This is a genomic window from Stenotrophomonas sp. RG-453, assembly GCF_033843685.1.
Taxonomy (GTDB): domain Bacteria; phylum Pseudomonadota; class Gammaproteobacteria; order Xanthomonadales; family Xanthomonadaceae; genus Stenotrophomonas; species Stenotrophomonas bentonitica_A.
In genome coordinates this window covers 1-22890 of the sequence record NZ_JAMYED010000008.1, presented here as the reverse complement: position 1 = coordinate 22890, position 22890 = coordinate 1, and the positions used below count along the sequence as shown (strand labels likewise).

21 protein-coding genes are annotated in these 22890 nt (G+C 67.2%); 14 read left to right on the top strand and 7 right to left on the bottom strand.

From position 1 onward, the window contains the following. Window positions 1–11: 11 nt before the first annotated feature. A complete protein-coding gene (locus NJD74_RS15495; protein ID WP_070474236.1) occupies window positions 12–401 on the bottom strand; it encodes a c-type cytochrome in 390 nt (129 codons plus the stop codon). 98 nt (window positions 402–499) lie between these two features. After that, a complete protein-coding gene (locus NJD74_RS15490) occupies window positions 500–2176 on the bottom strand; it encodes an electron transfer flavoprotein-ubiquinone oxidoreductase (RefSeq protein WP_319624537.1) in 1677 nt (558 codons plus the stop codon). A gap of 273 nt (window positions 2177–2449) precedes the next feature. Here NJD74_RS15490 and NJD74_RS15485 point away from each other — a divergent pair, with 273 nt between their 5' ends. Further along, window positions 2450–3613, top strand: a complete 1164-nt coding sequence (locus NJD74_RS15485; protein ID WP_070426378.1) for an acyl-CoA dehydrogenase family protein — start codon at window positions 2450–2452, stop codon at window positions 3611–3613. Between the two features lie 123 nt (window positions 3614–3736). Here the strand turns inward: NJD74_RS15485 and trmL are convergent, their stop codons facing one another. Then, entirely contained in the window at window positions 3737–4216 is a 480-nt protein-coding gene (gene trmL / locus NJD74_RS15480) for a tRNA (uridine(34)/cytosine(34)/5-carboxymethylaminomethyluridine(34)-2'-O)-methyltransferase TrmL (protein WP_019184882.1), read from the bottom strand. Window positions 4217–4259: 43 nt separating this feature from the next. Further along, a complete protein-coding gene (locus tag NJD74_RS15475) occupies window positions 4260–4739 on the bottom strand; it encodes a hypothetical protein (protein ID WP_102788813.1) in 480 nt (159 codons plus the stop codon). Between the two features lie 395 nt (window positions 4740–5134). Here NJD74_RS15475 and NJD74_RS15470 point away from each other — a divergent pair, with 395 nt between their 5' ends. From NJD74_RS15470 to NJD74_RS15455, 4 genes are all read left to right on the top strand, one after another. Then, window positions 5135–8017, top strand: coding sequence for a pitrilysin family protein (locus tag NJD74_RS15470; RefSeq protein WP_319624536.1), 2883 nt, complete (start codon window positions 5135–5137; stop codon window positions 8015–8017). A 127-nt stretch (window positions 8018–8144) separates the two neighbouring features. Next, a complete protein-coding gene (locus tag NJD74_RS15465; protein WP_046272272.1) occupies window positions 8145–8462 on the top strand; it encodes a DUF4156 domain-containing protein in 318 nt (105 codons plus the stop codon). A gap of 112 nt (window positions 8463–8574) precedes the next feature. Continuing rightward, a complete protein-coding gene (locus NJD74_RS15460) occupies window positions 8575–9591 on the top strand; it encodes a 3-oxoacyl-ACP synthase III (RefSeq protein WP_019184878.1) in 1017 nt (338 codons plus the stop codon). A 107-nt stretch (window positions 9592–9698) separates the two neighbouring features. After that, on the top strand, window positions 9699–10589 hold the full coding sequence (locus NJD74_RS15455; protein ID WP_319624535.1) for an alpha/beta fold hydrolase: 891 nt from the start codon (window positions 9699–9701) through the stop codon (window positions 10587–10589). Between the two features lie 129 nt (window positions 10590–10718). Here the strand turns inward: NJD74_RS15455 and NJD74_RS15450 are convergent, their stop codons facing one another. After that, window positions 10719–11144: a YkgJ family cysteine cluster protein gene (locus NJD74_RS15450; RefSeq protein WP_019184876.1), complete on the bottom strand. Its 426-nt coding sequence runs from the start codon at window positions 11142–11144 to the stop codon at window positions 10719–10721. Between the two features lie 103 nt (window positions 11145–11247). Between NJD74_RS15450 and oleC the strand changes: the two genes are divergently transcribed. From oleC to NJD74_RS15435, 3 genes are all read left to right on the top strand, one after another. Continuing rightward, entirely contained in the window at window positions 11248–12903 is a 1656-nt protein-coding gene (oleC, locus tag NJD74_RS15445; protein WP_319624534.1) for an olefin beta-lactone synthetase, read from the top strand. Next, window positions 12900–13910 carry a 2-alkyl-3-oxoalkanoate reductase gene (gene oleD, locus NJD74_RS15440; protein ID WP_319624533.1) on the top strand — a complete coding sequence of 337 codons (1011 nt, stop codon included), beginning with the start codon at window positions 12900–12902 and terminating at the stop codon, window positions 13908–13910. Before oleC ends, oleD begins: the two co-directional genes overlap by 4 nt. Before the next feature lie 63 nt (window positions 13911–13973). After that, window positions 13974–14129: a DUF1328 domain-containing protein gene (locus tag NJD74_RS15435; RefSeq protein ID WP_019184873.1), complete on the top strand. Its 156-nt coding sequence runs from the start codon at window positions 13974–13976 to the stop codon at window positions 14127–14129. 81 nt (window positions 14130–14210) lie between these two features. Here NJD74_RS15435 and ddlA read toward each other — a convergent pair whose 3' ends face one another. Beyond that, window positions 14211–15317: a D-alanine--D-alanine ligase gene (ddlA, locus tag NJD74_RS15430; protein ID WP_319624532.1), complete on the bottom strand. Its 1107-nt coding sequence runs from the start codon at window positions 15315–15317 to the stop codon at window positions 14211–14213. Between the two features lie 162 nt (window positions 15318–15479). Here ddlA and NJD74_RS15425 point away from each other — a divergent pair, with 162 nt between their 5' ends. Genes NJD74_RS15425 through NJD74_RS15415 form a run of 3 tightly spaced genes read left to right on the top strand, consistent with a single transcriptional unit; the run spans window position 15480 to window position 18519 of the window. After that, on the top strand, window positions 15480–16121 hold the full coding sequence (locus tag NJD74_RS15425; RefSeq protein ID WP_019184871.1) for an SCP2 sterol-binding domain-containing protein: 642 nt from the start codon (window positions 15480–15482) through the stop codon (window positions 16119–16121). Beyond that, window positions 16118–17776: a ubiquinone biosynthesis regulatory protein kinase UbiB gene (ubiB, locus tag NJD74_RS15420; protein WP_019184870.1), complete on the top strand. Its 1659-nt coding sequence runs from the start codon at window positions 16118–16120 to the stop codon at window positions 17774–17776. The genes NJD74_RS15425 and ubiB overlap by 4 nt, the downstream gene beginning before the upstream one ends. Continuing rightward, window positions 17773–18519: a pseudouridine synthase gene (locus NJD74_RS15415; RefSeq protein ID WP_319624531.1), complete on the top strand. Its 747-nt coding sequence runs from the start codon at window positions 17773–17775 to the stop codon at window positions 18517–18519. The genes ubiB and NJD74_RS15415 overlap by 4 nt, the downstream gene beginning before the upstream one ends. Before the next feature lie 24 nt (window positions 18520–18543). On the opposite strand, the gene NJD74_RS15410 is transcribed toward NJD74_RS15415, so the two are convergent. Next, the gene (locus NJD74_RS15410) at window positions 18544–19080 is read right to left on the bottom strand and encodes a DUF2059 domain-containing protein (protein WP_019184868.1); all 537 of its coding nucleotides are present in this window, start codon (window positions 19078–19080) and stop codon (window positions 18544–18546) included. Window positions 19081–19218: 138 nt separating this feature from the next. Between NJD74_RS15410 and arfB the strand changes: the two genes are divergently transcribed. The 3 genes from arfB to dcp all read left to right on the top strand — a co-directional run bounded on the left by arfB (window position 19219) and on the right by dcp (window position 22560). Beyond that, window positions 19219–19650: an alternative ribosome rescue aminoacyl-tRNA hydrolase ArfB gene (arfB, locus tag NJD74_RS15405; RefSeq protein ID WP_319624530.1), complete on the top strand. Its 432-nt coding sequence runs from the start codon at window positions 19219–19221 to the stop codon at window positions 19648–19650. Between the two features lie 46 nt (window positions 19651–19696). After that, entirely contained in the window at window positions 19697–20257 is a 561-nt protein-coding gene (locus tag NJD74_RS15400) for a lysophospholipid acyltransferase family protein (RefSeq protein WP_235318846.1), read from the top strand. Window positions 20258–20403: 146 nt separating this feature from the next. Then, window positions 20404–22560, top strand: a complete 2157-nt coding sequence (gene dcp / locus NJD74_RS15395; RefSeq protein ID WP_019184865.1) for a peptidyl-dipeptidase Dcp — start codon at window positions 20404–20406, stop codon at window positions 22558–22560. Window positions 22561–22890 lie beyond the last annotated feature (330 nt).

The following is a 22890-nucleotide window of genomic DNA, read 5'->3' as shown; positions in this document are numbered from 1 at the left end:
GCGCCTGCCGGTCATCGCTGCTGCTGCAGATACTCGATCACCTGCCGCCGGCGCTCCGGGTCAGCAGTGGAGTTGACCATGCGCGTGCCCGGCACCGCCTGCGTGGGCGAGCGCAGGAACGCATCGAGGGTCTGTTCGTTCCAGGTCAGCCCTGCATCGCGCATCGCGTTGGAATACGGATAGCCGGCGACACTGCCGGCACGCCGGCCGATCACGCCATGCAGGTTCGGGCCGAACCGATGCACGCCACCCGGGCTGACGGTGTGGCAACCGGCACAGATCGCAAAGGCGCGCTGCAGGTCCTGCTGATGGGCCTGCTCCGGCGTCTGCGGGGTGCGCGAACACGCCGCCAGCAGCAGGCAGGCCAGTAACGGCAACGTCGATCGGAAAGCAGGGGCCATGGCGCCACGGTCACGTCCAACAGGACGCTCAGGATAGCCAGCGCGGCGGTGCCTGCCGCGCCTGATGGCCTGCGACCGGTGGTCGCAGGCCATGCCGATCACATCCCCGAGTAGTTCGGGCCGCCGCCGCCCTGGGGGGTCACCCACACGATGTTCTGGGTAGGGTCCTTGATGTCGCAGGTCTTGCAGTGCACGCAGTTCTGCGCGTTGATCTGCAGCTGTTCGTGCCCATCGCTGCCGACGAACTCGTACACGCCGGCCGGGCAGTAGCGCGCTTCCGGACCGGCGTACTCGGCCAGGTTGATCCGCACCGGCACGCTGGCGTCCTTGAGGGTCAGGTGGCTGGGCTGGTCTTCGGCGTGGTTGGTGCTGCTCAGGAACACCGAGCTGAGCCGGTCGAAGGTGAGCACGCCATCCGGCTTGGGATAGTTGATCTTCGCATGCTTGGAGGCCGGCTCCAGGCAGGCGTGGTCCGGGGTGCTGTGGCGCAGCGTCCACGGCGGATTGCGGATGCCCAGCTTGGGCAGCAGCCACTGCTCGATGCCGGTCATCAACGTGGCCACGGTCTGGCCCTTCTTGAACCACTGCTTGAAGTTCTTGGCCTGCTGCAGTTCGGCATGCAGCCAACTGGTCTCGAACGCCTGCGGATAGGCGCTCAATTCATCGTGCTGGCGATCGGCCACCAGCGCATCGAAGGCGGCATCGGCGGCGAGCATGCCGGTCTTGATCGCGGCATGGCTGCCCTTGATCCGGCTGACGTTGAGATAGCCGGCCTCGCAGCCGACCAGCGCGCCACCGGGGAACACCGTCCTGGGCAGCGACATCAGCCCACCGGCGGTGATCGCGCGCGCACCGTAGCCGATGCGCTTGCCCCCTTCCAGGTGCTTGCGGATGTCCGGGTGTGTCTTGAAGCGCTGGAACTCTTCGAACGGGCTCAGCCACGGGTTCTTGTAATCCAGGCCGACCACATAACCGATCGAGACCTTGCCGCCCTCGGCGTGATACAGGAACGCGCCGCCGTAGGTGTCGTTGTCCAGCGGCCAGCCGGCGGCGTGCACCACCAGGCCCGGCTCATGCTTGGCCGGATCGATCTGCCACAGCTCCTTGATGCCGATGCCATAGGCCTGCGGATCCTTGCCGGCATCGAGCTGGAAGCGTGCGATCAACTGGCGGCCGAGATGGCCGCGCGAGCCTTCGGCGAAGATCGTGTACTTGGCGTGCAGCGCCATGCCGCGCTCGAACGCGGGGCCGGGCTGACCGTTCTTCTCGATGCCCATGTCGCCGGTGGCCACGCCGATCACCGCACCGTCCTCGCTGTAGAGCACCTCCGCCGCGGGGAAGCCGGGGAAGATCGCCACTTCCAGCGCCTCGGCCTGCTGCGCCAGCCAGCGGGTGACCTCGCCGAGGCTGACGATGTAGTTGCCTTCGTTGTGGAAGCACTCCGGCAGCAGCGCGTTGGGCGTGCTGCGCGAGCCGGCTTCACTGAGGAACAGGAATTCGTCGCGGGTGACCTTCTGCTTCAGCGGTGCGCCGCGCTCGGCCCAGTCCGGGAACAGTTCGCTCAGTGCCCGCGGATCCATCACCGCACCGGAGAGGATGTGCGCACCGGGTTCAGAGCCTTTCTCCAGGATGCACACCGACAGCTCGCGGCCGGCTTCGATGGCGCGCTGGCGCAGCCGGATCGCCGTGGCCAGGCCAGCGGGACCGCCACCGACGGTCACCACATCGAATTCCATCACTTCACGCGGGGGCAGGACGTTGATTTCTTCGCTCATGGGGCTGCGTAACTCGTGGGTAGTGCCGCGGGTTGAACGGCGGCGGTTGCCTGGGAATCGCGCGTGTCACACCACGGCGAAACGGTGGATCAGTGCGCCAGAGTACCGGCACGGCGCATTTAAGCCTAGATCGCCGACGATGACAGCGGTGTCGCCGCGCGTTCGATACCAGGATGCTGCGGCGCAGCATCCGCGCTGCCTCGCCGTCCCTTGGCCGCTTCGCGCACAACGACCACAATGGGGGCCGGTTCCACCGCCACCTGCCGGGATGCCATGTCACTGAATCCGTTCGATCTGTTCGATATCCGTTCGCTGCTCAGCGAGGAGGAGCGCGCGGTGCAGGCGACGGTGGCGCGATTCACCGATACGCGGGTGCTGCCGATCATCGGCGATGCGTTCGACGACGGGCGCTTCCCGGACGAATTGATTCCCGAGATCGCCGCGCTGGGCCTGCTCGGCTCCAGCCTGCCCGAGCAGTACGGCGGCGGCGGGCTCAATGCGGTGAGCTACGGCTTGATCTGCCAGGAGCTGGAGCGCGGCGATTCGGGCCTGCGCAGCTTTGTCTCGGTGCAGAGTTCGCTGTGCATGTACCCCATCCATGCCTACGGCAGCGAAGAGCAGCGCCTGCGCTGGTTGCCGGACATGGCCACCGGCAAGGTGATCGGCTGCTTCGGGCTGACCGAGGCGCATGGCGGCTCCGATCCGGCGGCGATGAAGACCCGCGCGGTGCGCGATGGCGGTGACTGGCTGATCAACGGCAGCAAGATGTGGATCACCAGCGGACCGGTGGCCGACATCGCGATCGTGTGGGCGCATACCGACGATGGCATCCAGGGCTTCGTGCTGGAAAAGGGCATGGCCGGGTTCACCACGCAGGAGATCAAGCACAAGATGAGCCTGCGCGCCTCGCTGACCGGTGCGTTGTTCTTCGACAACGTGCGCGTGCCCGACCGCAACCGCCTGCCGAACGTGCAGGGGCTGAAGGGGCCGCTGGGCTGCTTGAACCAGGCGCGCTACGGGATCAGCTGGGGTCCGATCGGCGCTGCGGTGGCCTGCCTGGATGAAGCCCTGGGCTACACCAAGCAGCGGGTGCTCTTCGGCCGGCCGGTGGCGGCCACGCAGAGTGCGCAGATCAAGCTGGCCGACATGGCGCGGCGGATCACCACCGCGCAGCTGCTGGCCCTGCAGCTGGGGCGCCTGAAGGACGCCGGCCAACTGCAGCCGCAGCAGGTCAGCCTGGCCAAGTGGAACAACTGCCGCATGGCCATCGACATCGCGCGCGAATGCCGCGACCTGCTCGGCGGCGCCGGCATCACCACCGAGCACGTGGCGATCCGGCATGCACTCAATCTGGAATCGGTGATCACCTACGAGGGCACCGAGACCGTGCACCAGCTGGTGATCGGCCGCGAGCTGACCGGGATCAATGCGTTCTGAGGTCACCTGACCAACGGTCAGGTGCTACACAATGGTCAGGTGCTACACCAACGGTCAGGTGCTACACCAACGGTCAGGTGCCTGTGTCACCGGTAGGTGCCGACCGTTGGTCGGCACGGCATCTTATTCCCCGCCGGCAAACCCGTTCTGGCGCCATGCCTCGTACATCACCACGGCGACCGTGTTGGACAGATTGAGGCTGCGGTTGTCCGGCTGCATCGGCAGGCGCAGGCGGCGGCCGTGGGGCAGGCTGTCGAGCAGGTCCTGGGGCAGGCCGCGGGTTTCCGGGCCGAACAGGAAGGCATCGCCGTCTTCGAACTGCTGGGTGTCGTAACGCACGCTGCCGCGGGTACTCAGCGCGAACAGGCGCTTGGGCGCAATGACCTGCAGGGCGGTTTCCAGATCAGGATGGACCTGCAGCCGAGCGTATTCGTGATAGTCCAGGCCGGCGCGCTTGAGCTGCTTGTCGCTCAGGTCGAAACCGAGCGGCTCGATCAGGTGCAGCCGCGCGCCGGTGTTGGCGCAGAGGCGGATCACATTGCCGGTATTCGGCGGGATTTCGGGTTGGAACAGGACGACATGGAACGTGGGCGTGGCAGTCATCGGCGAAGTGTACGCCGTGGCTGCGGAAGACCGCAGCAGCGGCTTACTGGCGGATCAGGGTCGTGGCGGCGGCAGCGGCGGTTTCCAGGGCCAGGGCCTGCAGGTCGGCAGCCGACGGACGCACCTGCAGGGTCGGCAGGTTGATGATCACTTCGTTGGCCACGGCAGTGGCGGCAGCGGTGAAGGTGGCGACGTAGCCGCGGTCGTTGGTCTGTTCGGCAGCCAGGGCCTGGCGCTGTTCGGCGGTCGGACGCACTTCCACGGCGGCCAGGGTGGTGACGCGGCGGTTGGCGGCCAGTTCGGCGCGGTACTCGGCGATCAGGCCAGCGGTCGGACGGACTTCCACGACCGCCAGGGTCGGGATGTCGCTGGTGCGCTCAACCTCGGCCTGGGCGATCTGGTCGGCCGAGGGGCGGACCTGCACGGTGTCCAGGGTGACGATGGCGGGGGCGGCCTGCACCGACGAAGCAAACGCGGAACCGGCGGCAAAGGCGATGGCGATGGCGAGAGTCTTGGTGTTCATGGCGAGGTCCTGTTTAGTGTTGGTGATCAGTGGTGTGGTAGTAAGGTAGTACACCGATTCGGGGCTTGCAAGAATAATTTCACTATTCTTGTTGTTGTTCAGCATCCAGTCAGTTTCGGTTTGATCCTTGTTTCCCTTGCCATGTACCAAGCAGGTCGCGTGCCAACTTTTACGCATTGATTTCAAAGGGTTTTTTGCGAAGTAGCGGTGTCCGATGTCCGGACACGTGTCCGCCGCAGGGCCGCGGACTGTCCGCCCGGCCGCGTGCGGCCACGCTCGGATGTGCGGTTCGTGGCGGATCCGCCGCCATCGGCAGGTCAATGACTGTTGGCCGATGCCTTTTGCCCGGGCGGCGCGCTAGCATCCGGCTTCACTTTCATGACCAAGGAACCGGAATGACCGTCCAACTTCGACCGCGTGCCGCGCTGCTGGCTGTAGCGCTTTCCGCCGCCCTGGGCTCGTTCGCGCCGGCACCGGTCCTGGCCAAGCCGGCCACGGCGGCCAAGGTCGACATTCCGTTCGAACAGTTCACCCTGCCCAATGGCCTGCGCGTGGTGGTGCACACCGACCGCAAGGCGCCGATCGTGGCGGTGAATATCTGGTACCACGTGGGCAGCAAGGACGAACCCGCCGGCCGCACCGGCTTCGCGCACCTGTTCGAACACCTGATGTTCCAGGGCAGCGAGAACCACGACGGCGAATACTTCGAGCCCTTCAAGCAGGTTGGGGTGACCGGCCAGAACGGCACCACCAATACCGACCGCACCAATTACTTCGAGAACGTGCCGACCACCGCGCTGGACATGGCGCTGTGGATGGAGTCCGACCGCATGGGGCATCTGCTCGGGGCGATCGACCAGGCGGCGCTGGACGAGCAGCGCGGCGTGGTCCAGAACGAGAAGCGCCAGGGCGAGAACCAGCCCTATGGCCAGGTCTGGGAAAAGCTGACCCGCGCGATGTATCCGGCCGGACACCCGTACCACCACAGCGTGATCGGCTCCATGAACGATCTCAACGCCGCCTCGCTGGACGACGTGAAGACCTGGTTCCGCACCTGGTACGGCCCGAACAATGCGGTGCTGGTGCTGGCCGGTGACATCGACGTGGCCACCGCGAAGGAAAAGGTCGCCAAGTACTTCGGCGACATCCCGGCCGGCCCGAGCATGGCCCAGCCCAAGGTGGACGTAGCCAAGCGCGAGAAGAGCACGCGCGAAGTGATGACCGACAAGGTGCCGCAGGCGCGCATCTACCGCGCCTGGAACGTCGCCCAGGTCGGCACCACCGATATCGACCAGCTGCAGCTGTTCGCGCAGGTCCTTGGCGGTGCCAAGTCCTCGCGCCTGGACCAGCGCCTGCTGCACCAGGACAAGCTGGTGGACAACATCAGCGCCGGTGCCTACAGCTCGCAGCTGGGCTCGAACTTCGTGATCATGGCCAGCGTCAAGCAGGGTGTGGATCCGGCCAAGGTCGAGGCGATCATCGATGAAGAAGTGAAGCGCCTGGCCAAGGACGGTCCGACCGCCGATGAGCTGAGCCGTGGCAAGACCGCGTTCCGCGCCGGCTTCATCCGCGGCATCGAGCGCATCGGGGGCTTCGGCGGCAAGGCCGACGCGCTGGCCGAGTGCACCGTGTACGAAGGTGACCCGGGCTGCTTCCGCACGTCGCTGGCCACCATCGATGGGGCCACGGCCGCGCAGGTGCGCGATGTCGGCGCCAAGTGGCTGGGTATCGGGGATCACACCATCGTGGTCGAGCCGGGCGCGCGCGTTGCCCTGGCCGAACTGCCGTCGGAAACGCCCAAGCCGTTCACCGTGCCCGCCGTGGATCCGCGCTTCACCACGCTGCCCAAGCAGGTCGACCGCAGCACCGGCGTGCCGCAGACCAAGACCTTCCCGGACCTGAAATTCCCCGAACTGCGCCGCGCCACGCTCAAGAACGGCACCCAGGTGATCCTGGCCGAGCGCCATGACATCCCGGTCGTGCAGTTCAGCTATGAATTCCCGGGTGGCTTCACCGCCGACCAGGGCCGCAAGTCCGGCACGGCCAACTTCACCATGGGCCTGCTCACCGAAGGGGCCGGCAAGCTCGGTGCGCTGCCGTTCGCCGATGCGGCCGATGCACTGGGCGCCAAGCTCGATGCCTCGGCCTCGCTGGACAGCACCAGCGTGTACCTGTCCGCATTGAAGGAAAACCTGGCCCCGTCGCTGGCCCTGTATGCGGACATGCTGCGCCAGCCGCGCTTCGACCAGACCGAGATCGACCGGGTCAAGGCGACCTGGATCGCCGGCATCCAGCAGGAGAAGGTCAACCCCAGCGCGGTGGCGATGCGGGTGATGCCGACCCTGCTGTACGGCGCGGGCCATCCGTATGCGATCCCGTTCACCGGCAGCGGCAATGAAGTGGACATCCAGTCCATGACCCGCGAAGACCTGGTCGACTTCCACCGTGACTGGCTGCGCCCGGAGCAGGGCACGCTGATCGTGGTGGGTGACACCACGCTGAAGGAAATCGTGCCGCTGCTGGAGCGCCAGCTCGGCAACTGGAAGGCCGAAGGCCCGGCGCCGCAGGTCAAGGCCCCCGTGGATGTCGCCCGTCCGGCGCATGCCCGCGTGTACCTGATCGACCAGCCGGGCGCGGTGCAGGCCAACCTGTTCGCCAGCCAGGTGGTGCCCTCGTCCAGGGACCCGGGTTCGACCCGCTTCGATATCGCCAACGGCGTGCTCGGCGGCGACTTCACCTCGCGCCTGAACATGAACCTGCGTGAGCAGAAGCACTGGTCCTACGGGGCCGGCAGCAGCGCCAGCAACACCCTGGGCCAGCGCCCGTGGGGCGCCCGCGCGCCGGTGCAGATCGACAAGACCGCCGAGGCGATGCAGGAGATGCAGAAGGAAATCGCCGAGTTCGCCAGCGGCGCCAAGCCGGCCACCCCGGCCGAAGTGGCGCGTATCCGCAACATCCAGAACCTGAGCCTGCCCGGCGCCTATGAGACCGCCAGCGCGGTGATGGGCACCATCAGCGGGATCGTGCGCTACCAGCGCCCCGACGATTACGTGGTCCAGCGCAAGGCCGAGATCGAAGCGATGACCCCGGCCCAGGTGCAGCAGGCCGCGGCCACGCTGGACCCGAACGCGCTGACCTGGGTGGTGGTGGGTGACCTCAAGCAGACCGAGGTACCGGTGCGTGCGCTCAAGCTTGGCCAGGTGCAGGTCATCGATGCCGAAGGCAAGGTGGTCGACGCCCCGGCCACTCCGGCTGCCCCGGCACCAAAGAGCCGGTGACGCCCAACGCGGGCCGGCCACCGCGCCCGCCAGCCGCTCAGGTGCCGGGGACCCACCCGGCACCTGATCACCCCCGATTCAGTTGTTTCCCGCACACTCCCTTACGTATTCCAGCCAGGCCTTGCCCATGCGCATTCTGCTTCTGTCCGCCCTGATCCTCAGCGTTTCCGCCTGCACCTGGGTGCCGATCGAATCCTCCGGCAAGACGGTCCGCGTGCTGCCGGCCGGTGCGGTTCCCAGCGGCTGCCAGAGCAAGGGCGAAGTGGTGGTGACCGTGAAGAGCAAGGTCGGCTTCTACAACCGCAACCCGCTGCGCGTGCAGGAAGAGCTGGAAACCCTGGCCCGCAACGAGGCCCCCAGCGCCGGTGCCAACGCCGTGCAGGCCTCGGGCCTGCCGGCCGATGGCAGCCAGCGATTCCTGGCTTTCCAGTGCCCGCCACGCTGAACCCTTCACCCCGTGCCCGGACCATACGCCCGGGCGTGAATTCGTAAAGGTGCGGTGAAAGCCGTGCCGGCTTACAATAGCGCCCCCTTCGCCTGAGCCTTGGCGCTAACTGATGCTCTTCAAGAATGTCTCGATCGCCGGCCTGGCGCACATCGACGCGCCGCACACGCTGACGTCCAAGGAAATCAACGAACGGCTGAAGCCGACGCTGGATCGCCTTGGCATCCGTACCGACGTGCTCGGCGATATCGCGGGCATCCACGCCCGCCGCCTGTGGGATGCCGACATGCTGGCCTCCGACGCCGCCACGCTGGCCGCCCGCAAAGCCCTGGAAGACGCCGGGATCGGCGCCGACAAGATCGGCCTGCTGGTCAACACCTCGGTCAGCCGCGATTACCTGGAGCCGTCCACGGCCAGCATCGTCTCGGGCAACCTGGGGGTCGGCGACGAATGCATGACCTTCGACGTCGCCAATGCCTGCCTGGCCTTCATCAACGGCATGGACATCGCCGCCCGCATGCTCGAACGCGGCGAGATCGACTACGCGCTGATCGTCGACGGTGAAACCGCCAACCTGGTGTACGAGAAGACCCTCGAGCGCATGGCCCTGCCGGGCGTGACCGCCGATGACTTCCGCAACGAGATGGCCGCCCTGACCCTGGGCTGCGGTGCCGCGGCGATGGTCATGGCGCGCACCGAGCTGGTGCCCGATGCCCCGCGTTACCGCGGTGGCGTGACCCGCTCGGCGACCGAGTGGAACCAGCTGTGCCGCGGCAACCTGGACCGCATGGTCACCGACACCCGCATGCTGCTGATCGAAGGCATCAAGCTGGCGCAGAAGACCTTCGTCGCCGCCCGTGAAGCACTGGGCTGGGCCGTGGAGGAACTGGACCAGTTCGTGATCCACCAGGTCAGCCAGCCGCATACCGCCGCCTTCATCAAGAACTTCGGGATCGACCCGAAGAAGGTGATGACGATCTTCGGCGAGCACGGCAACATCGGCCCGGCCTCGGTGCCGATCGTGCTGAGCAAGCTCAAGCAGCTGGGCAAGCTGAAGAAGGGCGATCGCATCGCGCTGCTCGGCATCGGCTCGGGCCTGAACTGCTCGATGGCCGAAGTGGTCTGGTAACCCATTGGCCGCAGCCTGCTGCGGCGTTGCTTCCGGGGCCGTGTCTGCTGCGCCGGAATTGAACATCAAGGGCCGGTTCTGCCGGCCCTTTTCACAGGTGCGATTGAATGCCCCAGCTGCCCGGTTACCCCGCCCATCCGCACCGCTTCCAAGTGCGCCCCGGCCTGTCGATGAGCTATCTCGACCAAGGCCCGCGCGATGGCGAGGTGGTGGTGATGGTCCACGGCAACCCGTCGTGGAGCTATTACTGGCGCACCCTGGTGGCCGGCCTCTCGGACAAGTACCGCTGCATCGTGCCGGACCATATCGGCATGGGCCTGTCGGACAAGCCCGATGATGCGCACTACGACTACACCCTGCAGTCGCGCGTGGATGATCTGGACGCGCTGCTCGCGCACCTGGGCATCACCGGCCCGGTGACCCTGGCCGTGCACGACTGGGGCGGCATGATCGGCTTTGGCTGGGCGCTGTCGCACCACGCACAGGTCAAGCGCCTGGTGGTACTCAACACCGCCGCCTTCCCGATGCCGGCCGCGAAGAAGATGCCGTGGCAGATCGCGCTGGGCCGCCACTGGAAGATCGGCGAGTGGCTCATCCGCACCTTCAACGCCTTCTCCTCCGGTGCCTCGTGGCTGGGCGTGGAACGGAAGATGCCGGCCGATGTGCGCCGCGCGTACGTGTCGCCGTACAACAGCTACGCCAACCGCATCAGCACCATCCGCTTCATGCAGGACATCCCGCTGTCACCGGCCGACAAGGCCTGGTCGCTGCTGGAGCGTTCCGGCCAGGCCCTGCCCAGCTACGCCGATCGCCCGGCGTTCATCGGCTGGGGCCTGCGCGACTTCGTGTTCGACCATCACTTCCTGAAGGGCTTCCAGGCCGCGCTGCCGCAGGCGCAGGTGCATGCCTTCGAGGATGCCGGGCATTACGTGCTGGAGGATAAGCACGAGGTGCTGGTGCCGAAGATCCGCGCGTTTCTGGACGCGAATCCGATCTGATCGGCGTGACGACCCACGGTCGTCACCTACCATCAACCGGTAGGCACCCTCACCGGTAGAGCCGACCGTTGGTCGGCTGCTTTCCGGTCGGCTGCTTCCGCCCTCGCGCCATAACCCCGGCGCCCCCAACTACGCCGCGATCGGCGCCTGCGGCGCCGGCGAATTGCCGTTGTCATCGGGATGATCATCATCATTGCCCGCCTCGTCCCGCCAGCGCCAGTCGGCCAGGGTCAGCGCCGGCATGCCGTGCGCGATGCGCGCCTTGTCGCACTGCGGGCTGGCCTTGCCGTACTCCCACGAGGCGTCCACCTCACGGCACACGCTGGGGCGGTTGGGGTGGATGCTGCAGCGCGAATACACCCCGATCTCCGCATCCAGCGCCACGCAGTAGACCGGCTTGGACAGGGTGCCGCGCATGCACAGCCGGTGCGGGTCCAGCACCTGGGTGAGCTCGTGCGGGACGCCCCCCGGGGTGACCTCGTCCGATTCCATCCAGTGGAAGGCCACACGGTACTGGGTGCAGCAGGCGCCGCAGGTGAGGCAGGGATGGGGCATGGGGCACCGGCCTTGGGCGGCAGCGAAGCAGGAGGGAAGGGCGCGAATTTTCCACGCCAACGGCCGGCGCGCAAGAATTTTCTGCAGCGGCGACAATGAACGGATGAACAGCGCCATCAATATCGCCGCGCGCCTGCCCGAGCTGGCCCGTGAACGCCCCGACCAGATCGCCATCCGCTGCCCCGGCACGCCCGGGCCCGGCGGCATGGCGCGCTACGACGTCACCCTGGATTACCGCACCCTCAACGCCCGCAGCGATGCGATGGCGGCCGGGCTGGCCGCGCACGGCATCGGCCGCGGCGTGCGCGCGGTGGTGATGGTGCGGCCCTCGCCGGAATTCTTCCTGCTGATGTTCGCGCTGTTCAAGAACGGCGCGGTCCCGGTGCTGGTCGACCCGGGCATCGACAAGCGCGCGCTGAAGCAATGCCTGGACGAGGCCCAGCCGGAGGCCTTCATCGGCATCGGCCTGGCCCACGTGGCGCGCCTGGCGCTGCGCTGGTGCCGCTCTGCACGCCTGCTGGTGACCGTTGGCCGCCGCTGGGGCTGGGGTGGCACCACCCTGGCCCGGCTGGAAGCCCAGGGCGCCACGGTGGCGCCTGCGCTGGCCCCGACCGATGGCGAGGACGTCGCCGCGATCCTGTTCACCAGCGGCTCCACCGGCGTGCCCAAGGGCGTGGTCTACCGCCACCGTCATTTCGTGGGCCAGGTCGAGCTGCTGCGCGCCGCCTTCGGGATGGAGCCGGGTGGGGTCGACCTGCCGACCTTCCCGCCGTTCGCGCTGTTTGATCCGGCGCTGGGGCTGACCTCGGTAATCCCGGACATGGATCCGACCCGGCCGGCCCAGGCCGATCCGCGCAAGCTGCATGACGCGATCAACCGCTTTGGTGTCACCCAGCTGTTCGGCTCGCCGGCGCTGATGCGGGTGCTGGCCGATCACGGCCAGCCGCTGCCCGGCGTGCGCCGGGTGACCTCGGCCGGGGCACCGGTGCCGCCGGACGTGGTCGCGCGGATCCGCCGCCTGCTGCCCGACGACGCCCAGTTCTGGACCCCCTACGGCGCTACCGAGTGCCTGCCGGTGGCGGTGATCGAAGGTCGCGAGCTGGAGAACACCCGCCAGGCCACCGAGGCCGGCGCCGGTACCTGCGTCGGCCGCGTGGTCGCGCCGAACCAGGTGCGCATCATCGCCATCGATGACGCGCCGCTGCCGGGCTGGTCGCAGGCCCGCGAGCTGGCCGCCGGCGAGGTCGGCGAGATCACCGTGGCAGGTCCGACTGCCACCGACAGCTACTTCAACCGCCCGCAGGCCACCGCGGCGGCGAAGATCACCGAGACTCTAGCCGACGGCAGCACGCGGGTCGTGCACCGGATGGGCGATGTCGGCTATTTCGATGCGCAGGGGCGGCTGTGGTTCTGCGGGCGCAAGACCCAGCGCGTGGAAACCGCGCAGGGGCCGCTGTATACCGAGCAGGTCGAGCCGGTGTTCAACGCGCTCGATGGCATCGCCCGCACCGCGCTGGTCGGCGTGGGTGCGCCGGGCCGGCAGCAGCCGGTGCTGTGCTACGAACTGCAGCCCGGCACCGTCGATTCGCCCGCCCTGGTCGAGCGCTTGCGCCGGGAAGCGGCGGCACACGCACACACCGCGCGCATCGAGCATTTCCTGCCGCACCCGGCCTTCCCGGTCGACATCCGCCACAACGCCAAGATCGGCCGCGAGAAGCTCGCGGTCTGGGCCACCGCGAAACTGGAGCAGCACGCATGAAGATCCTCGTTACCGGTGGCGGCGGCTTCCTCGGCCAGGCCCTGTGCAAGGGGCTGATCGAGCGCGGTCATCAGGTGCTGGCGTTCAACCGCGGTCATTACCCTGCGCTGCAGGCGATGGGCGTGGGCCAGATCCGCGGCGACCTGGCCGACGTGCAGGCGGTGATGCACGCGGTGGCCGGCGTCGATGCGGTCTTCCACAACGGGGCCAAGGCCGGTGCCTGGGGCAGCTATGACAGCTACCACCAGGCCAACGTGGTCGGCACCGACAACGTCATTGCCGCCTGCCGGGCGCACGGCGTGGGCAGGCTGGTCTACACCTCCACGCCCAGCGTGACCCGTCGCGCCACGCATCCGGTCGAGGGCCTGGGCGCGGACGAAGTGCCGTATGGCGAGAACTTCCAGGCGCCGTACGCGGCCACCAAGGCGATCGCCGAGCAGCGCGTGCTGGCGGCCAATGATGCGCAGCTGGCCACCATCGCGCTGCGCCCCCGGCTGATCTGGGGCCCGGGCGACCAGCAGCTGGTGCCGCGCCTGGCCGAGCGCGCCCGCGCCGGCCGTTTGCGCTTCGTCGGCGATGGCCAGAACAAGGTCGATACCACCTACATCGACAACGCCGCGCTGGCCCACTTCCTTGCCCTGGAACATCTGGCCCCGGGCGCGGCCTGCGCCGGCAAGGCGTACTTCATTTCCAACGGCGAGCCGCTGCCGATGCGCGAGCTGCTCAACAAGCTGCTGGCCGCCGTGGAGGCCCCGCCGGTGACGAAGTCGATCAGCTTCAAGGCGGCCTACCGGATCGGCGCGGTCTGCGAGCGGCTGTGGCCGCTGCTGCGCCTGCGCGGCGAACCGCCGATGACCCGCTTCCTGGCCGAGCAGCTGTGCACGCCGCACTGGTACAGCATGGAACCGGCGCGCCGGGACTTCGGCTATGTGCCCCGGGTCAGCATCGAAGAAGGGCTTGCGCGGCTGGCATCTTCATCGAACGCACAGGAATCCATCACTCCCTGAACACCGCGGGTTGGTGAACATGGACCCACGCCAACTCCGGCACGCATCAACGCGAGGGTCGACATGCTGCATTACGCCGTCATCTTTTTTGTCATCGCCATCATCGCGGCGGTACTTGGTTTCTCGGGCATTGCCGGCGCTGCCAGCAACGTCGCCTGGATCCTGTTCGTCGTCTTCCTGATCCTGGCGGTGGTGTCGATGTTCCGCAAGCGGACCTAGTGTCCGGCGCGTCCCACGCCACCTCTCTCCGGCGTGGGACGCGCTGCGGAAACCACGACGGCCTGACATCGGCGACGATGATCAGGCCGTCGTTGCGATGGAGCTGCGCAGATCGCGCTCGTGGGCATGCCGGGCCATCGCCAGTTCCAGCAGCCGCGTAATCAAGGCGGTGTAATCCAGCCCGCTGGCGGCCCACAACTTCGGGTACATGCTGATGCGGGTGAAGCCGGGCAGCGTGTTGATCTCATTGATCACCACCTCCCCAGCCGGGGTCAGGAACACATCCACCCTGGCCAGCCCCGCACAGTCCAGCGCCTGGTAGGCCCGCACCGCGATCTCCCGGATACGGGACTGCTCGGCATCGGTGATGGCCGCCGGCACCACGACGTCCGCACCGCTTTCGCTGATGTACTTGGTGTCGTAGGAATAGAAATCATCGTGCACGACCACCTCGCCGCAGACACTGGCCTCGGGGTGTTCATTGCCCAGCACGGCGCACTCGATCTCGCGGCCGGTGATCGCTGATTCCACCAGCGCCTTGTGATCGAACGACAGCGCCAGCGCGAGTGCGGTGTGGAACTCCGCCTCGCTGCGGACCTTGCTCACGCCCACCGAGGAGCCCTGGTTGGCCGGCTTCACGAACAGCGGCGTGCCCAGTTCGGCAACCAGCGCGGTGTAATCGGCCCGCGCCGCAGTGACCCGGTTGAAGCAGGCGAACGGTGCCACCGCCAGACCGGCATCGCGCAGTAGGCGCTTGGCCACGTCCTTGTCCATCGCCACCGCCGAGCCCAGCACGCCGGAGCCGACGAAGGGCAGGTTGGCCATGCGCAGCAGGCCCTGCAGCGAGCCATCCTCGCCCAGCGTGCCGTGCACGATCGGGAACACCACGTCGATCTGCTCCAGCGCGATGGCCGGATCGGTCGGGACCAGCTGCTGGCGCTCCAGGCCGGGCCGCACCGCCACCGCATTGCCCGAGCGGTGCAGCGCGATCCGTGCGGGGTCGCTGGCGTTGAGCAGGAAGTCGCGCGGGTCGCTCACATGCCACTGGCCCTGCTTGTCGATCCCGATCAGGCTGACCTCGAACCGGTCCTTGTCCAGCGCATCGAGAATGTTCTTCGCCGATTGCAGCGAAACCTCGTGCTCGGCCGACCGGCCGCCGAAGATGATGCCTACCCGGGTCTTGCCCATGCCTGTTGCCGCTCCTGTCGCTGTGTTGGGGAGCCATAGCATGAACCGAGTCGGCGCCCGCGAAAACGCGTGTCCGGTGTCGATGTGGTGGGCACCTGGCGCGTGGCCAGGCGTGATGCCAGCGGACGCCCGCCGTTCAAGGGCGCGCGGTAGAATGCGGTGATGGCCCGTTCCCTGCTCTCTTCCCTCAAGCCGCTGGCTGGCAATGCGCTGCAGCTCACGCTCAACCGCGCACTGGCGCTGGACCCGGACACCCGCAGCGCGCTGGCCGCGCTGGATGGCCGCCACATCGCCCTGACCCTGGAATCGCCCGCGCTGGCGATGCGGATCGGGGTGGACGGTGAGCGGCTCACGGTCGGCCCGGTCGATCCGCAGCAGGAGCCGGACCTGGCCGTGCGCAGCACGCTGGGCGGGGTGCTGGCCCAGCTGCCGTTCCTGGCCAACGCCCGCCGTGGCGGTGATGCGCCGGCCGGGCGGGTCAAGGTCTCCGGTGATGCCGAACTGGCCCGCCGCCTGCAGCAGCTGGCGACCCGTTTCGATCCGGACTGGCAGCAGCCGTTCGTGCGCGTGTTCGGCGAGGTGATGGGCGTGCAGATCGCCAACACCCTGCGCTCGGCACTGCAGCACGCGCGCCGCGGCGCGTCCGACCTGGCGCACAGCGCCGCTGAATTTGTCACCGAGGAGTCGCGCGACGTGGTACCCCGAGCAGAACTGGATGCCTTCCACGACGATGTGGACGTGATGCGCGACGACGTTGAACGCATGGCCGTGCGCGTCCAGCGCCTGCGGCAGGTGGGCGCATGAAGGCGATCTTCCGGGCCAGCCGCATCGGCCGCATCATCCTGCGCTACCGCCTCGACGATCTGCTCCAGGGCACCCCGGCCGAACGCTGGCTGCGCCTGGCAAAACCGTTCGTGCCACGCGCCTCGGCCGACATCGCCGCACAGTCGCGCGGCGCGCGCCTGCGCCTGGCACTGCAGGACCTCGGCCCGATCTTCGTCAAGTTCGGCCAGATCCTCTCCACCCGCCGCGACCTGATCCCGGCCGATGTCGCCAACGAGCTCACCCTGCTGCAGGACCGGGTCAAGCCGTTCGATGGCGCCACCGCGCAGGCGATCGTCGAACGTGCGCTCGGCCGCCCGGTCAGCGAAGCGTTCGCCAGCTTCGATCTGCAGCCGCTGGCCTCGGCCTCGATCGCGCAGGTGCACGCGGCCACGCTGGCCGATGGACGCCAGGTGGTGGTCAAGGTGCTGCGCCCGGACATCGAAAAGCAGATCGACGCGGACATCGCCCTGCTGAAGTCGGCCGCCGCACTGATCGAACGCGCGCACCCGCGCGCCGACAAGATCCGCCCGCGCGAAGTGGTCGCCGAAGTTGAAAACACCCTGGCCGCCGAGCTGGATCTGCAGCGCGAAGGCGCCAATGCCAGCGTGCTGCGTCGCAACTGGATCGACTCGGACGATCTGTACGTACCGGAAGTGATCTGGAGCCATACCGCCGAGCGCGCGCTGACCCTGGAGCGCGTGTGGGGCATTCCGTCGGATGACATCGTCGCGCTGGACAAGGCCGGCATCGACCGCAAGGCGCTGGCCGCCAAGGGCGTGCGGGTGTTCTACACCCAGGTGTTCCGCGACAACTTCTTCCACGCCGACGCGCACGCCGGCAACATCTGGGTCGACACCGATCCGGCGCGCCGGGACAACCCGCGCTTCATCGCGCTGGATTTCGGCATCATGGGCCAGCTCTCCGAAGAAGATCAGTACTACCTGGCCGAGAACTTCATGGCCATCTTCAACAAGGATTACCGGCGCATGGCCGCGCTGCATGTCGAAGCCGGCTGGATGCCCAACAACGTGCGCATCGATGAGCTGGAAGCGGCCGCGCGCTCGGTGTGCGAACCCTATTTCACCCGCCCGCTGTCGCAGATCTCGCTGGCCGAGGTGCTGATCAAGCTGTTCCGGGTGGCCCAGCGTTACGAGCTCACGTTGCAGCCGCAGCTGATCCTGCTGCAGAAGACCCTGCTCAACATCGAAGGCGTCGGCCGTCAGCTCGATCCGGAACTGGATATCTGGGCGGTCGCACGGCCGGTGCTCGAACGCATCCTGCGCGAACGTTACAGCCCGCGCCGCGTGCTCAAGGAAGTGCGCAAGCGCCTGCCTGAAATCATGACGCATACCCCGGACATGCCGCGCCTGGTCCATGCCTGGCTGCGCCAGCAGGTGGAAGGTGACCACGAATTGTCGATGCGCTCGCGCGATCTGGCGGCGTTGAACGTCAGCGTGCAGAAGCTGCAGAAGCGCGCGGTGGCCGCAATCGCCGGCGTCGGCCTGATGATCGTCGCTGCGGTGCTGTATGGCCTGCAGCCGGGCGGCTGGTACTTCGGCGATGCCCCGGTGTGGAGCTGGGTGACCGGCGCGGCGGGCGTGTTCTCGCTGGCCAGTGCCTGGTGGCGCCGATGAGCGCGGTCGAGCTGCAGGCCGAGGCCATCGCCGAGGCGCCTGTTGCGCTTCCGCCCCTGCAACTGCTGCACCTGGACGACCAGCTTGCCGTGGTCAACAAGCCCGCCGGGCTGATGGTCCACGACAGCAAGCTCGCCCGCGGCGAAGACGACTTCCTCGCCGACCGCCTGCGCGAACAGCTCGGCAAGCCGATCTTCCTCGTCCACCGCCTGGATCGCGCCACCAGCGGCTGCCTGCTGCTCGCCTTTGATCGCGAAAGCGCCAGCGTGCTCGGCAAATCGCTGATGGGTGGGGACGTCACCAAGGATTATCTGGCGATCTGCCGTGGCTGGCCGGCCGACGAGGCCTTCACCGTCGATCACGACCTCGATGGTGGCCCGGGCAAACCGGTCAAGAAGCAGGCGATCACGCACTTCCAGCGCGTCGCCGTGGGCGAGATCGCCATTCCGATGGGCGGGTTCGAGACCTCACGTTACGCCCTGCTGCGCTGCCAGCCGCAGACCGGCCGGTTCCGTCAGATCCGCCGCCACCTCAAGCACCTCTCGCATCACCTGATCGGCGACACCAGCCACGGCGATGGCCGGCACAACCGCAGCTTCCGCATGCAGGGCATCCACCGCATGCTGCTGCACGCCGAGCGCCTGCGCTTCCCGCATCCGGACGGCACGCCGATGGACATCAGCGCGCCGGTGGACGGGGAGTTCCGCAAGGCGATGGATCTGTTTGGTTGGGACGTGCGATAGCCGACCAACGGTCGGCTCTACCGGTTATTTTTTTGCTGGCGCCGGTTCATTGACGATCGCTTCCAGGTCCTTCTGCAGATCCACGAACAGCGGCTGCATCTTGGCCTGGATCGCCACCATCACGTTCTGCATCAGCGCCGGCGTCTTGTCCAACAGGCTCTGCCCGGCCGAGCTCTCATAGAACTCGGCCATCGCCAGCACGTCTTCCTTGCTGAAGGTCTGCTTGTACAGATCCACGTACATCGGCCGCAGTTCCTTCCACGACAACGCCTGGCGCACCGTCTGGCTGGTCCGCTGCTCGATCCGCTGCAGCTGGGCCTGCTGTGTCGCATCCAGCTGACGCTGCTGGGCCACCTGCTGGAACTGCTGGCGCTGCATCGCCTCGATCTGCGGCAGCATCGTATCGAGCATGCTCTGCGCGCGCGAGGCGGCCAGCAGGCGGTTGATGTCGGCATCCGACGGCGGCGCGGCCAGGGCCGGCGCGATCGCGGCCAGGCCCAGCGCGAGGGCCAGGGTGAAGCGGGTCAGGCCGCGGCGGGCCAGCGGGCGGATCAGTGACATGGCGGAGCATCCTGCGTTGCGTGGAGTCCGGAGAATACCTGCGATGGCGTCATCAGGCCGTAATTGAGGACGTTATCGGCGACATCCACGCACGTTGCAGTCACCCGACCGGCGGGTCCTCCCCTTACAATGCCGCCCATGGGCAACGGGTCAGTCACCATCAGCGCGCACCTGACGATTCCGGAGACGGAACTCGTCGAGCGGTTCGTGCGCGCCAGCGGTGCCGGTGGCCAGAACGTCAACAAGGTCTCCACCGCCGTCGAACTGCGCTTCGACGTGGCCGGCTCGCCTTCGTTGCCCGAGCCGTTGCGCGCGCGCCTGCTGGCCCGCCGCGACCGGCGCATGACCGGCGAAGGCGTGCTGGTCATCGATGCACAGCGTTTCCGTACCCAGGACCGTAACCGCGAGGACGCGCGCGATCGACTGGCCGCCTTCATCCAGGCGGGGCTGAGCGTGCCCAAGGCGCGCGTGGCCACCAAGCCGACCTACGGGTCGAAACTGCGTCGTCTGGACGCCAAAAAGGGGCGCGCGCAGATCAAGCGCGGGCGCACCACACGCAATTGGGAGTGATTGCTTGAACAACCGAAGTCCGCTGTTGCCGGTGGTTCCGCCGAACATGCCGCAGGTCAAACCGAACCGCTTCCTCCGCTGGCTGGCCCGCTGCACGCTGCGCCTGGGCGGCTGGAAAGTGACCGGCACCCTGCCGGACGTACCCAAGCTGGTCTTCATCATCGCCCCGCATTCGTCCAACTGGGACGGCTTCTGGGGCATGGCAGCGAAGATCGCACTGGGCATGCAGGTCAAGGTGCTGGGCAAGGCCTCGCTGTTCTGGTGGCCGCTGGGCCCGCTGCTGCGCAAGCTGGGCGTCATCCCGCTGGATCGCAGCTCGCCGCAGGGCACCGTGGAACAGGCGGTCAGCCTGATCCGTGGCTCGGACCGCCTGTGGTACGCGATCACCCCGGAAGGCACACGCAAAGCGGTGCAGCACTGGAAGGCCGGCTTCCTCAAGATCGCGCGCATGGCCGACGTGCCGGTGCTGGCCGCGTACTTCCACTACCCGGAAAAGACCATCGGCATCGGCCCGTTGTTCCATCCCACCGGCAACGACGTGGCCGACATGGCTGCGATCCGCGAGTACTACCGCCCCTGGCAGGGCAAGACCCGCGGCACCGTCTGAACGCCGCCAGGCGGGTCGGGCGGGGTAGCCCCCACGGCCCGCACAGCCACGCGCCACGACCGGCACATGCCGCCTGCGGGCTTTGGGAGTAGGGTGACCGGCTGCGGGATTTTCCGTCCCGCGCCCTCATCCAAGGAGCCCGTTTCATGTCGCGTACCGTAGTTTTGGCCGCTGCCATCAGCCTGGCGCTGGCGGCCTGTTCCGGCAAGGAGTCCACCCCCGTGACCGATACCCAGCCCGCCCCGACCCAGCAGCCGGCCGATGCGTCCGCCAACCCGCTGTTGAGCGCCAGCACGCTGCCGTTCCAGGCGCCGCCGTTCGACAGGATCAAGGACAGTGACTACCTGCCGGCCTTCAACGAAGGCATGAAGCAGCACCTGGCTGAAGTCCGCAAGATCGCCGACAACCCCGAGCCGGCCACCTTCGACAACACCATCGAAGCGCTGGAGCGCAGCGGCGAGACCCTGACCCGCGTGTCGCGCATCTTCTTCGGCCTGGTCCAGGCCGACACCAACGATGCACGCCAGAAGGTGCAGGAAGAAGTCGCCCCGAAGCTGGCCGAACACCAGGACGAGATCAACCTCGACCCGAAGCTGTTCGCCCGCATCAAGACCATCTACGACCAGCGCGATGCGCTGGGCCTGGACCCGGTGCAGAAGCGCCTGGTCGAACGTGACTACCAGGAGTTCGTGCGCGCCGGCGCGCAGTTGAACGATGCCGACAAGGCCTCGCTGCGCAAGCTCAACGTGGAAGAAACCACGCTGGCCACGCAGTTCCACACCCGTCTGGTGGCTGCGACCGCCGCCGGTGCCGTGGTGGTCGATGACAAGGCCAAGCTGGCCGGCCTGGACGAGGATGCGATCAACACCGCCGCCGCCGATGCCAAGGCCCGCAACCTCGATGGCAAGTACCTGCTGCCGCTGCAGAACACCACCCAGCAGCCGGTGCTCGGCTCGCTGAGCGACCGCGAGCAGCGCGCCGCCGTGCTCAAGGCGTCGGAAACCCGTGCTGAAAAGGGCGACGCCAACGACACACGCGAGACCATCCAGCGCCTGGCCCAGCTGCGCGCGCAGAAGGCCAAACTGCTCGGCTTCGAGAACTACGCCGCCTACAGCCTGGCCGACCAGATGGCCAAGACCCCGGCCGCCGCGCTCAAGCTGCTGACCGACACCGTGCCGGCCGCTACTGCCAAGGCGCGTGGCGAGATCAGCGAAATGCAGAAGGTGATCGATGCGCAGAAGGGCGGTTTCAAGCTCGCTGCCTCCGATTGGGACTTCTACGCCGAACAGGTGCGCAAGGCGCAGTACGACCTGGACGAATCGCAGATCAAGCCGTACTTCGAGATGGACAACGTGCTGCAGAACGGCGTCTTCTACGCCGCCACGCAGCTGTACGGCATCACCTTCAAGCCGCGTACCGATATCCCCACCTACCATCCGGACATGAAGGTCTATGAAGTGTTCGACAAGGACGGCACCTCGCTGGCCCTGTTCTACACCGACTACTTCAAGCGTGACAGCAAGTCCGGGGGCGCCTGGATGGACGTGTTCGTCGAACAGGATGGCCTGACCGGTGCCAAGCCGGTGGTCTACAACGTGTGCAACTTCACCAAGCCCGCCGCCGGCCAGCCCGCGCTGCTGAGCTTCGATGACGTGACCACGATGTTCCATGAGTTCGGGCACGCGCTGCACGGCATGTTCTCGAAGGTGAAGTACCCGTCCATCGCCGGTACCAGCACCTCGCGTGACTTCGTCGAGTTCCCCTCGCAGTTCAACGAGCATTGGGCGCTGGACCCGAAGGTCTTCGCCAACTACGCCAAGAACTACAAGACCGGCGAGCCGATGCCGCAGGCGCTGGTCGACAAGATCCTCAAGGCCCGCACTTTCAACCAGGGCTATGCGACCACCGAGTACCTCTCGGCGGCCCTGCTCGACCTGGCCTGGCACACCCAGCCGGCCGACGCCAAGCTGCAGGACGTCGCCCCGTTTGAAGCGGCCGCGCTGAAGAAGTTCAAGGTCGACCTGCCGCAGGTGCCGCCGCGCTACCGCACCAGCTACTTCGATCACATCTGGGGTGGCGGGTATTCGTCCGGTTACTACGCCTACTTCTGGGCCGAGGTGCTGGACCATGATGCCTTCGAGTGGTTCAAGGAAAATGGTGGCCTGACCCCGGAGAACGGCCAGGTCTTCCGCGACAAGATCCTCTCGCGCGGCAACAGCGTGGAGCTGGCCGATCTGTACCGCGAGTTCCGCGGCAAGGATCCGTCGGTGGAACCGCTGCTGGTCAATCGTGGCCTGAAATAATCGCGGCATCCCGGTAGGTACCGACCGTTGGTCGGTACGCCTGCCACCGGTACACGCTGAAACCAAAACGGCAGGGGAAACCCTGCCGTTTTTTTTGGGTTGCTGCTCCGCTGAGCCGGGTCGCTGGGGCGGGCACTGGGCCCCTATACCCTTTCCGGCGAATGTCCTCCGGCGTCGGCCTGCGGCCGCCCCCTCCCCCTTTATTTGGTTCTTCTCCCATCTGAGGGGAGAAGGCGCACGGCCGACCAGCTAGATTTGTAGTTGTCGAGAAAACAAACCGAGGCCGGCCGTGGCCAAGCTGGATTGTATGCCGTTGCTGGGAGGCTGGGC